General features: G+C 69.2%; 11 protein-coding genes and 1 pseudogene. 4 read left to right on the top strand and 8 right to left on the bottom strand.

Annotated elements, in window-relative coordinates; translation table 11 throughout:
- From A9X03_RS22925 to A9X03_RS22915, 3 genes and pseudogenes are all read left to right on the top strand, one after another.
- Nucleotides 1-380, top strand: a pseudogene (locus A9X03_RS22925) (ABC transporter permease); the annotation flags it as partial.
- A gap of 7 nt (nt 381-387) precedes the next feature.
- Nucleotides 388-1,062 carry an isoprenylcysteine carboxylmethyltransferase family protein gene (locus tag A9X03_RS22920; protein ID WP_067760928.1) on the top strand — a complete coding sequence of 225 codons (675 nt, stop codon included), beginning with the start codon at nt 388-390 and terminating at the stop codon, nt 1,060-1,062.
- A 17-nt stretch (nt 1,063-1,079) separates the two neighbouring features.
- Nucleotides 1,080-2,765, top strand: a complete 1,686-nt coding sequence (locus A9X03_RS22915; protein ID WP_068263186.1) for a CocE/NonD family hydrolase — start codon at nt 1,080-1,082, stop codon at nt 2,763-2,765.
- A gap of 44 nt (nt 2,766-2,809) precedes the next feature.
- On the opposite strand, the gene glgC is transcribed toward A9X03_RS22915, so the two are convergent.
- A complete protein-coding gene (gene glgC, locus A9X03_RS22910; protein ID WP_068263183.1) occupies nt 2,810-4,024 on the bottom strand; it encodes a glucose-1-phosphate adenylyltransferase in 1,215 nt (404 codons plus the stop codon).
- A gap of 150 nt (nt 4,025-4,174) precedes the next feature.
- On the opposite strand from glgC, the gene glgA reads away from it, so the two are divergent.
- Nucleotides 4,175-5,338 carry a glycogen synthase gene (gene glgA / locus A9X03_RS22905; protein WP_067760934.1) on the top strand — a complete coding sequence of 388 codons (1,164 nt, stop codon included), beginning with the start codon at nt 4,175-4,177 and terminating at the stop codon, nt 5,336-5,338.
- Nucleotides 5,339-5,361: 23 nt separating this feature from the next.
- On the opposite strand, the gene A9X03_RS22900 is transcribed toward glgA, so the two are convergent.
- The 7 genes from A9X03_RS22900 to A9X03_RS22870 all read right to left on the bottom strand — a co-directional run bounded on the left by A9X03_RS22900 (nt 5,362) and on the right by A9X03_RS22870 (nt 11,080).
- Complete coding sequence (locus A9X03_RS22900) at nt 5,362-5,535, bottom strand: DUF3117 domain-containing protein (RefSeq protein ID WP_003878471.1); 174 nt, start codon at nt 5,533-5,535, stop codon at nt 5,362-5,364.
- Nucleotides 5,536-5,728: 193 nt separating this feature from the next.
- Entirely contained in the window at nt 5,729-6,307 is a 579-nt protein-coding gene (locus A9X03_RS22895; RefSeq protein ID WP_067760936.1) for a DNA-3-methyladenine glycosylase I, read from the bottom strand.
- 2 nt (nt 6,308-6,309) lie between these two features.
- Nucleotides 6,310-6,657 (bottom strand): DivIVA domain-containing protein, encoded by a 348-nt coding sequence (locus tag A9X03_RS22890; protein ID WP_068263179.1) that lies wholly within the window; start codon nt 6,655-6,657, stop codon nt 6,310-6,312.
- 50 nt (nt 6,658-6,707) lie between these two features.
- Nucleotides 6,708-7,697 carry a glucosyl-3-phosphoglycerate synthase gene (locus A9X03_RS22885; protein ID WP_068263176.1) on the bottom strand — a complete coding sequence of 330 codons (990 nt, stop codon included), beginning with the start codon at nt 7,695-7,697 and terminating at the stop codon, nt 6,708-6,710.
- Nucleotides 7,694-8,518, bottom strand: a complete 825-nt coding sequence (folP, locus tag A9X03_RS22880) for a dihydropteroate synthase (protein ID WP_067760996.1) — start codon at nt 8,516-8,518, stop codon at nt 7,694-7,696. Before folP ends, A9X03_RS22885 begins: the two co-directional genes overlap by 4 nt.
- A 165-nt stretch (nt 8,519-8,683) precedes the next feature.
- Nucleotides 8,684-10,468: a long-chain-acyl-CoA synthetase FadD6 gene (gene fadD6, locus A9X03_RS22875; protein WP_067785479.1), complete on the bottom strand. Its 1,785-nt coding sequence runs from the start codon at nt 10,466-10,468 to the stop codon at nt 8,684-8,686.
- A gap of 69 nt (nt 10,469-10,537) precedes the next feature.
- The gene (locus tag A9X03_RS22870) at nt 10,538-11,080 is read right to left on the bottom strand and encodes a TIGR00730 family Rossman fold protein (protein WP_067760945.1); all 543 of its coding nucleotides are present in this window, start codon (nt 11,078-11,080) and stop codon (nt 10,538-10,540) included.
- Nucleotides 11,081-11,085 lie beyond the last annotated feature (5 nt).

Genomic DNA, 11,085 nt, shown 5'->3' with positions numbered 1-11,085 from the left:
TGCTCAGCGGGCTGACCGGGGGGCTGGTCTACGGAGCCGCGGCCGGTGACGTCGGCGGCAAGGTGGCCGTCGTGGTGGCAAGCGCGGCGGTACAGCTGCCCGCCGTCTGGTTGTTGTGCGCCGTGACCGTCGCCGTGTTCGGGCTTGCGCCGCGATTCACACCCGTGGCGTGGGGTGTTCTGGTCGGGTTCATCGCCCTGTACCTGATCGGCTCCCTGGCCGGGTTCTCCCAGTGGCTGCTCGACCTGGAGCCGTTCGCCCACATCCCGCGCGTCGGCGGCGATTTCACGGCCACACCACTGTTGTGGTTGCTCGCCATAGATGCCACACTGATCGCCCTGGGAGCCGTGGCTTTTCGACGACGCGATCTGCGAGTTTAGGAGCGTCATGAAGATCGGTGTTCGACTGGCGGCATCATCGATTCTCGGAATCGCCGCCTATGCTCTGGTCCTGTTCTTGCCGGCCGGCACCTTCCGCTATTGGCAGGGCTGGGTTTTCATCGCCCTGTTCACGGTGGTATCGATCGTCCCCACAATCTATCTGGCGCGCAAACATCCGGCGGCCCTGCAACGGCGCATGCATGCGGGACCGCAGGCGGAAACCCGCACAGCCCAGAAGGTCATCAGTGCCGGCGCCTTCGGAACCCTCTTCGTGGTCATGGCGTTCAGCGCGTTCGACCATCGGATGGGCTGGTCGACCGTGCCCGTGTGGCTGTGCGTGGTGGGTGACGTCCTGATGGCGACCGGCCTGGCCGTCGCCATGCGCGTGATCATCGAGAACAGTTATGCCGCTGCGACCGTGACGGTGGAGAGCGGCCAGAAGGTCGCCTCCGACGGGCTCTACAGGTTCGTCAGGCACCCGATGTACGCGGGGAACGTGATCATGATGGTGGGAATGCCCCTGGCGCTCGGCTCGTACTGGGCACTTCTCCTCGTCGTTCCCGGCGTCGCGATCCTGGTGCTGCGCATTCTCGACGAGGAGAAGCTGCTCAAGACGGAGCTCCCGGGATATCGCGAATATGCGCAACGCGTCCGCTATCGGCTGCTGCCGAGTGTGTGGTAGCCGTTTAATCTGATCCCGTGGTCCGCACTCCCGCGCCCACCAGGGATCGGCCGTGGCGTCGCCCGGGCGTCCTTCGCTACGCGCTGAGCCGGATACGCGGCTTCGCCAAGCCGCCGGTCACTGTGACCGACCCACCGGCCGAGATCGCCGTCGACCGTGACGTTGCCGTGCCCACCCGCGACGGAACGACGTTGCGGATCAACGTCTTCCGGCATGCCGGCGCCGGGGCCGGGCCGGTCATTCTGAGCATTCACCCGTACGGCAAGGACAATCTGCCGAAGCGCCGCGGCAACAGGTGGACCTTCTCCATCCAGTACCGGGTACTGCGCCAGCCCCGGCCGGTGACCTTCTCGGCGCTGACCGGTTGGGAGGCGCCCGATCCCGCGTGGTGGAGCGCGCAGGGCTTCGTCGTGGTGAACGCCGACTCGCGGGGCTGTGGCCACTCCGGGGGCACCGGAAAGCTGTTGTCGCCGCGAGAGGCCGAGGACACCTACGACCTGGTGCAGTGGATCGCCAGTCAGCCGTGGAGTGACGGGCGGGTCGTCATGCTCGGGGTGTCGTACCTGGCCATCAGCCAGTACGCGGCCGCGGCCCTACGGCCGCCGGCACTGCGGGCGATCTGCCCATGGGAAGGGTTCACCGACGCCTACCGCGACCTCACCTTTCCCGGCGGGGTCCGCGAACGGGGCTTCACCCGGGTGTGGTCGCGCAACGTGCGGCGCGACACCCGCCAGGCCTACGACCTGGAGCGGATGCAGGACGCCCACCCACTGCGTGACGAGTTCTGGCGCTCGCTGGTGCCGGACCTCGCCGCGATCGACGTGCCGATGCTGGTGTGCGGCAGCTTCTCCGACAACAACCTGCACGGCCGCGGCTCCATCCGCGCGTTCACGCACGCGAGTTCCGGCCACGCCCGCCTCTACACCCACCGGGCCGGTAAGTGGGCGACGTTCTACTCCGAGCCCGCGCTGGCCGAGCAGCTGAAATTCTTCCGGGCGGCGCTGGACGGGGCGCCCGGTTCCCGCAGCGTCCGCTTGGAGGTCCGCGAAGACCGCGACACCGTCGTCGCGGTGCGCGAAGAGGCCGACTGGCCGCTGGGGCGAACCCATTGGCGGCCAATGTATTTGGCCGCGGGCGGACTGCTGACCGCTTCGCGGCCGTCGGCAGAGGGTGGCATCTCGTTCGAAACCCGCTCCGGCGCAGCCGCTTTCAGCTGGACAGTGCCGGAGGATGTCGAGTTGACCGGCCCGATGGCGGCGCGGTTGTGGATCGAGCTGGCCGGCTGCGACGACGCCAACCTGTTCGTCGGCGTGGAGAAATGGCGCCACGGGCGGTTCGTCGGGTTCGAGGGTTCGTACGGTTACGGCCGCGACCGGGTGAGCACCGGGTGGCAACGGGTCTCGCTGCGGGCGCTGGATCGCGAGCTCTCGCGGCCGTGGGAACCCGTCGCGGCGTGCACCGACCCACAGCCCGTCCCCGCGCACGAGGCCGTCGAGGTCAATGTCGCGCTCGGCCCGTCGGCGACGCTGTTCCGCGCCGGCGAGCAGCTGCGGCTGGTGGTCGCCGGGCGCTGGTTGTGCCCGAGAAACCCGCTTACCGGCCAGCTCCCCGCGGCCTACACCGGCTCCCCCCGCGGGCGCATCAGGCTGCGTTGGGGGCCGCGCTACGACGCGCACCTGCTGATCCCGGAGATCCCGGGCTAGATCCGGTCGGCGTCGGCTCCCCCGGTGCCCGCATCGTTGCCGGGCTAGATCCAAACGCCCTTGCCGACCGCGACGACGCCGCCGGCGCTGATCGCGAACCGCTCCCGGTCCTTCTCCAGGTCCACGCCCACCATCTCGCCGGGGCCGACGACCACGTTCTTGTCCAATATGGCGTGGCGCACCACGGCGCCCCGACCGACCCGGGCGCCCGGCATGATCACGCTGCCCTCCACGATCGCGCCGTCGTCGACCACGACGTTGGACGACAGCACCGAGTTGCGCACCGAGGCGGCCGAGATGATGCTGCCGGCGCCGACGACCGACTCCTGCGCCGATCCGCCATTGACGAACTTGGCCGGCGCCAGGTTCTCCGATTCCCCCCGGATCGGCCAGCGCTTGTTGTACAGGTTGAACACCGGGTGCACCGACACGAGGTCCATGTGGGCGTCGTAGAAGGCGTCCAGCGTCCCCACGTCTCGCCAGTAGGCCCGGTCGCGGTCGGTGGCACCGGGCACCTCGTTGTCGTTGAAGTCGTACACCGCAGCCATTCCGTCGCCGACCAGACGCGGGATGATGTCACCGCCCATGTCGTGATCGGAGTGGTCGTCGTCGGCGTCCGCGCGGATGGCGTCGATGAGGACCTTGGTGGTGAAGATGTAGTTGCCCATCGACACGAACGTCGAATCGGGGTCGTCCGGGACGCTCGGCGGGTCCAGGGGCTTCTCCACGAAATCGCGGATGCGGCCGGAGTCGTCGGCGTCGATGCAGCCGAAAGCGCTGGCCTCGCTCCGCGGCACCCGGATGCCGGCCACGGTTGCCCCTGCCCCACTTTCGATGTGGAACTGGACCATCTGCTCGGGGTCCATCCGGTAGACGTGGTCGGCGCCGAAAACGACTATGTAATCGGGGTCTTCGTCGTAGATCAGATTGAGCGACTGGTAGATCGCGTCGGCGGAGCCGGTGTACCAGCGCGGGCCCAGGCGCTGCTGGGCGGGCACCGGCGTGATGTATTCACCGGCCAGACCGGACAACCGCCAGTTCTGCGAAATATGACGGTCAAGTGAATGCGACTTGTACTGAGTGAGAACGCAGATCCGCAAATAGCGGGCATTGACGAGGTTGGACAGCACGAAGTCGATCAGTCGGTAGGCGCCGCCGAAGGGGACCGCGGGCTTGGCCCGATCCGCGGTCAGCGGATACAGCCGCTTGCCCTCACCCCCGGCCAGGACAATGCCCAGCACGTGTGGCGCTTCCCTCATGGGTCAAACCTATCGGCCGTCGCGAACCGCTGCCAGAGGGATCGCTCTATTGGCGATCTGCTGCGCGGCTGTCCGTCAAGGTCTTTGGTTTCCTCCCCGATTGTCCAGCCCGACTCGCGGGCCTCGCCAACGCCGAACTACCGTGCGGGTATGCGGGTGGCGATGATGACTCGGGAGTACCCACCGGAGGTCTACGGGGGAGCCGGTGTACACGTCACCGAACTGGTCGCCCAACTGCGCCGGCTATGCGCGGTCGACGTGCACTGCATGGGCGCGCCGCGGCCGAACGCCTTCGTGCACCAGCCCGATCCGCGCCTGCAGGGCGCCAACGCGGCGCTGTCGACGTTGTCCTCGGACCTGTTGATGGCCAACGCCGCGTCGGCGGCCAGCGTCGTGCATTCGCACACCTGGTACACCGGCATGGCCGGTCATCTGGCCGCCCTGCTCTACGACATCCCCCACGTACTGACCGCCCACTCCCTCGAGCCGCTGCGGCCGTGGAAAGCCGAGCAGCTCGGCGGCGGCTACCGCGTGTCGACCTGGGTGGAGCACACCGCCGTACAGGCCTCGGACGCCGTCATCGCGGTGAGCTCCGCGATGCGCGAAGACATCCTGCGCGTCTATCCCGCCCTGGACCCCAGCGTGGTGCACGTCATCCGCAACGGGGTCGACACCGACGTCTGGCATCCGGCCGGACCGACGCAAACCGGGTCGCTGCTGGCGGAGCTCGGGGTCGACCCGGACCGGCCCATCGTGGCGTTCGTCGGCCGGATCACCCGGCAGAAGGGCGTCGCCCACCTGGTGGCGGCGGCGCACCATTTCGACCCCGAAGCGCAGGTGGTGCTGTGCGCGGGCGCCCCCGACACCCCGGAGATCGCCGACGAGATGCGGTCCGCGGTGGCGCGGCTGTCCGACCACCGGCGCGGCGTGTTCTGGATCCGAGAGATGTTGCCCATCGGCGAATTGCGCGAAATTCTCTCGGCGGCAACCGTATTCGTGTGCCCCTCGGTGTACGAGCCACTGGGCATCGTGAACCTGGAGGCCATGGCATGCGCGACGGCGGTGGTGGCGTCCGACGTCGGCGGGATACCGGAGGTGGTCGCCGACGGGGTGACCGGCTCGCTGGTGCATTACGACCCCAGCGATCCGGCCGGTTACCAGGCCAGGCTGGCCGAAGCGGTCAATGCGCTCATCGCCGATCCCGAGAAGGCGAAGCGCTACGGCGAGGCGGGACGGCAGCGCTGCGTCGAGGACTTCTCCTGGGCCCACGTCGCCGAGCAGACCCTGGACATCTACCGAAAGGTGTGTGCGTAGCGCAGCCGTCCGTCGGCGCGCGTTCAGCTGGAGCTCGTGACACCCTTGAGTTCGTCACCGAGGGCGGCGGCTTCGTCGGGCGTCAGCTCAACGACCAGTCGACCGCCTCCCTCAAGTGGTACCCGCATCACGATGCCGCGCCCCTCCTTGGTTGCTTCCAGAGGACCGTCGCCGGTCCGGGGCTTCATCGCCGCCATCGAGTGCTCCCTCCAGGTTCGAGCTGGCCCGCCTTTGCGGACCTGGTCGGCGCCGAGCATGCCCCGCCAGCGATTTTCCAGCCATACCCGACATCGAACTGCCAAATCACGCCTCTATTGTTCCCTATCCAGGTCACGAGTTGAACAAAGACCCGGTTCTCCGGCCTTAGCGGGCCGGTCACGGCCCGCGCCGTCAACGGGGGGAAGGCACCCAACAACCCCGGATATGGTCGTCGACCATCCCGGTCGCCTGCATCAGCGCATAGGCGGTGGTCGGCCCGACGAACCGGAACCCGCGCCGCTTGAGGTCGCGCGCCATCGCCTTAGATTCCTCAGTGGCCGAGGGGATTTGGGAGCCGTCCGCGGGCCGGGGGCGCGGCTCTGGCGCGAACGACCACAGCAGCTTCGACAGGTCCGCGGGGGTTCCCAGCTCAGCGGCGGCGCGGGCGTTCGCGATCGTCGCGTCGATCTTGGCGCGGTTGCGCACGATTCCGGTGTCCGCCATCAGCCGCTGCACGTCGGCGTCGCTGTACCCGGCGACCTGCTCGAAGTCGAAGCCGGCGAAGGCCCGCCGGAAGTTCTCCCGTTTGCGGAGGATGATCAGCCACGACAGCCCGCTCTGGAAGGCCTCCAGGCTCATCCGCTCGAAGAGTGCCACCCCGTCGTGCACCGGGCGGCCCCACTCCTGGTCGTGGTAGTCGCGGTACATCTCGAAATCGGGTCCCGGCCGGATGGCCGCCCAGCTACACCGCACCAGCCCGTCATCGCTCACATCTAGTCCTGACGATCCTCGGCCTCCCCGGGTTCCACGTCCCCGGGGTCGGCGTGGGCCTCCGCGGGGGCGTGCACCGCGGCCAGCTGGCCGCGCAGCGCCTCGAGCTCGCGGGCGAGCCGGTCCAGCACCCAGTCCACCTCGCTGGTCTTGTATCCGCGCAGCACCTGGGTGAACTTGACGGCATCGACGTCCGCGCCGGTCATACCGTAGGCGGGCAAGACCGTCGCGGTCGTGCCCCGCGGCAGGGGCGGCAACTGCTCGCCCCGTCCGAACAGCAGGCTCGCCGCGCCGAACAGCACGACCGCCACCAGCACCAGCACCAGCAGGTAGAGCAACACCAACGCCACGTCGTCGATATTGCCCTATGCCACCGACACCGCGATGACGCAGCGGGGCCTTAGCGCGGCCGCAGCACCTTCATCGGCGGCCGGTCCGCCAGCGACACCGGCGACGTGTGCTGGGTGAAGTCCTGAAAGTCGGAACCTTCGGTGTCGTCGACGAAGAACTGCGTCAGCCCGATGCCGGAGTCGGGCACCCCGCACCGGGAGAGCAGGGTCGCGATGACCTGGCGGCTCATGGCGCCCAACTCGGCCAGCGGCCGGTTGCGATGCGCGCGCACACCGAGGTTGACCTGGGCGATCGCCCCCAATCCCAGCCGGTCGAAGGTGTCCAGCAGCAGGCCGATCTCCACGCCGTAGCCCGGCGCGAACGGCACCGACGTCAGCAGTTCGCGGGTGGCCGCGTACTCCCCGCCGAGCGGTTGCAGGATGCCGCCCAGCTCCGGGCGCAGCGCGGCGAGCAGCGGCCGGGCCACCAACTCGGTGACCCGTCCGCCTCCGGTCGCGCCCGCCACGTCGCCCACGCGCAGGGGGCGCCGGTAGAAGCTCTTGACCAGGTGGATGCCGTCGCCGGTGAGCAGCGGGCCGACCAGCCACGGCACGAACATCGGGTGCGGGTTGATCAGGTCGGAGTCGACGAACACGACGATGTCGCCGCTGGTCGCCGCGAGCGAGCGCCACAGCGCCTCGCCCTTGCCCGGCCGGATCGGCACCTCGGGCAACGCCTGCTCCCGGCTGACGACGCGGGCGCCGGCGGCGACGGCGCGGATCTCGGTGTCGTCGGTGGAGCCGGAGTCCAGCACGATCAGCTCGTCGACCAGCCCGTCGACCAGCGGTGAGATGCTGTCGATCACCGATTCGATGGTCTCTTCTTCGTCGAGGGCCGGCAGCACCACCGAGATGGTGCGGCCCGCCTTGGCGGCCTCGAGTTCGGCGACGGTCCAGCCCGGGCGGTTCCAGCTGCGGTCGGCCAGCCAGGTGTCGCCGGGGCGGGCGGCCAGCACCGCGTCGTGGGTGAGGTCGCCGGCGAACAGGTCGGATGCCGTCATGCCAGCCCCCTTACCGTGCGCGCGGGCGGGCGTATGCCCTGGATCGAGGCCACCATTTCGAGCACCCGGCGGGTCGCGGCGACCTCGTGGACGCGAAACATCCGCGCACCGGCGGCAGCCGCCAGCGCGGTGGCCGCCAACGTGCCCTCGAGCCGCTCGGTCAATTCCACCCCCAGAGTCTCCCCGACGAAGTCCTTGTTACTCAAAGCCATGAGCACGGGCCATCCGGTATTAACAAGATCGCTGAGGTGGCGCAACAGCAGCAGGCCGTGGAACGTGTTCTTGCCGAAGTCGTGGGCCGGGTCGATCAGCACGCGGTCGCGGGCCACCCCGCGGGCGACCGCGCGCTCGGCGGCGGCCGTGACCTGGCGAATGACGTCGTCGACCACCCCGCGGGTGGTGGTTCCGTAGCGCACCCGGAACGGCCGCGTGCGGGGCAGCGCCCCGCCGGTGTGCGAGCACACCAGGCCCGCCCCGAACTCCGCGGCGACCCCGGCAAGGTCCGGGTCGATGCCGCCCCAGGTGTCGTTGATCAGGTCCGCCCCGGCGGCGCAGGCCACCCTGGCCACCTCGGAGCGCCAGGTGTCGACGCTGATCAGCTGGTCGGGGAACGCGTCGCGCAGCCATTCGATGAACGGGATCAACCGGGCGATCTCGGTGTCCGCGTCGACGTCCTGGCCCGGGCCGGCTTTGACGCCGCCGACGTCGATGACGTCGGCACCTTCGGCGACGGCCCGGTGTGCGGCGGACCGGGCGGCCTCGTCGCTGAAGGTCGCGCCCTTGTCGTAGAACGAATCGGGGGTGCGGTTGACGATCGCCATGATCAGCGGCCGATCGCCGGCGACCGGGCGGCCGCACCAGGTCGATCCGGCTGACGCCGACGGTGTCGATTGCACACGTCCATGGTGCCCGGTCGGGCCCGCGAGTGTGCGGCCAGCCGCACGGTGGACGCCGAATGTGCGGCTGGGCGCACACTCAGCGCGCAATCAGCCCTTCGGCCGCTTACCGTCGGCCACCTCGTCGGGGTACTCGTCGTAGTACGGCACGTAGCCCTCGTCGCGGCCGGCCAGCACGTAGAGCGGGTCCTTGATGTCCGGCCCGTAGGCCTGGTCGCGCAGTTCCACCTTGCGGCTCTTGAACGTCGTGGTGTGCTCGAGCGACTCGACCACCCGCACGAACAGCGGCAGCGCGTAGGCGGGCAGCTGGCCGTACACCGCGTTCGCCAGCGACTTGCCGTCGAACTCCGCGCCGTCGCGCAGCTTGACCGCGGCCATCCCGGCGCGGCCGCCGGTGCGCGGGATCTCGACTCCGAAGACCGTGCACTCCTCGACGTGCTCGTCGGACGCCAGCGCGGCCTCCACCTGGGTGGTGGCGACGTTCTCGCCCTTCCACCGGAACGTGTCGCCGAGACGGTCGACGAAGGCGGCGTGCCCCATGCCCTGCGGGCTCATCACGTCACCGGAGTTGAACCACACGTCACCCTCGCGGAAGGCGTTGCGCACCAACTTCTTCTCGCTCGACTCCTTGTCGGTGTAGCCGTCGAACGGCTGCAACCGGTTGACCGGGCTGAGCAGCAGGCCGGGCTCACCCGGCGGCACCCGGCGCACCCGCCCGTTGTCGTCCCGCAGCGGGGCACCGGTGTCGGGGTCGTACTCCACGTAGGCCAACGGCATGGGGAAGACGCCGGTGGTCCGCGGCACGTTGAAGATGTTGATGAACGCCGTGTTGCCCTCGCTCGAGGCGTAGAACTCGCAGACCCGGGCGATGTCGAACCGATTCGTGAACTCGTCCCAGATCTCCGGCCGCAACCCGTTGCCGGCGATCACCCGCACCCGGTGCGCACGATCGGTGACCTTGCGCGGCTGGTTGAGCAGATAGCGGCAGATCTCGCCGATGTAGATGAAGGCCGTCGCCTCCGCGGCGATGACCTCGTCCCAGAATTTCGACGCCGAGAACGACTTGCCCAGCGCCAGCGTGGCCCCGGAGTTGATCACCGACGACAACGCGACCGTCAGCGCGTTGTTGTGATACAGCGGCAGGCAGCTGTACAGCGTGTCGGAGCTCTTCAGCCGCAGCCCGATGCCGCCGAACGCCGCGAGTGCCTTCAGCCACCGCAGGTGGGTCATCACGCTGGCCTTGGGGAATCCCGTTGTGCCCGAGGTGAAGATGTAGAACGCGGTGTCCTTGGCCTGCACGGCCGACGCCGACGGCGGGTTGGTGGCCGGGGCGCTGACGGCGAACCGCTCCAGGTCCTCCACGGTCATCGTCTCGGTGTCGCCGGCGCCGCCGCACTCGGCCACCGCGCTGACCAGGTCGGTCTCCGCGATCAACACCTTGGCCTTGAGCAGGCCCAGGCTGTGCGCCAGCACCTCGCCGCGCTGGTGGTAGTTCAGCATCCCGGCGACGGCGCCGCACTTGACGGCGGCCAGCATCGTCAGCACCGCGTTGGGCGAGTTGCGCAGCATGATCGCGACGACGTCGCCGCGGCCGACACCGCGCGAGGCCAGCACCGCCGCGTACCTGTTGGCGGCGGCGTTGGCGTCGCGGTAGCTCAGTTGCTGGTCGCCGAACCGCAGGAAGATCCGGTCGCCGTAGCGGGCGGCGCGGTCGGCGAACACCGTGCCGATCGACTTCTTCGAACCCGGCTGGGCCAGCAGTCCGGTCATCGCCCCGCGAACGATCACCGGCATATCGGCCAGCAACCTGGGCGCCCGAGACGCGAGATCGGTCAGCTTGACCGCCGTGCGCGCTCCCCCGTCGTGATTCGACACGTCATCCCTCAATTCTTCGTGAACAACCCGGCGCACAGCCTAGTAGGGCTGGCCGGAGTGCCGGCGCCCTCAATCCGGCGCGCACGCCTCCACGGCGGCGCTCACCTTGTCGACCAGCAACAACCGGTCCATCGCCGGCTGCGAGATGTAGCCGCTGTCGAGCAGCCCGCACAGCCAGAGCCACAGGCCTTCGTAATGGCCCAGCGGGTCGAGCATCACGATGGGTTTGCCGTGCAGGCCGAGATAGCCCGTGGTCCACGAGTCGAGCAACTCGTCCAGGGTGCCGACGCCGCCGGGAAGCACGACGAACGCGTCGGCACGCTCCTCCATGACCTGCTTGCGCTCATGCATGGTGTCGGTGACGATCAGCTCGTCGGCGTCGGTGTCGGCAATCTCGCGGCGCATCAGGATTTGGGGGATGACGCCGACGGTCCGGCCCCCGCGGGCGCGCGCCGCGGTCGCCACCGCGCCCATCGCCGACACCCGGCCGCCGCCCCACACCAGGGTCCAGCCACGCTCGGCGATCGCCTCGCCGAGTTCGGCAGCGACCGCGAGCAATTCGGGATGTTCCGGGCCGGACGCGCAGTACACACAGATCGCCCAGTCGCGCATACAAC

Source organism: Mycobacterium sp. E1715 (assembly GCF_001667625.1).
Lineage (GTDB): Bacteria > Actinomycetota > Actinomycetes > Mycobacteriales > Mycobacteriaceae > Mycobacterium.
This window is presented reverse-complemented; position numbering and strand designations above follow the sequence as displayed.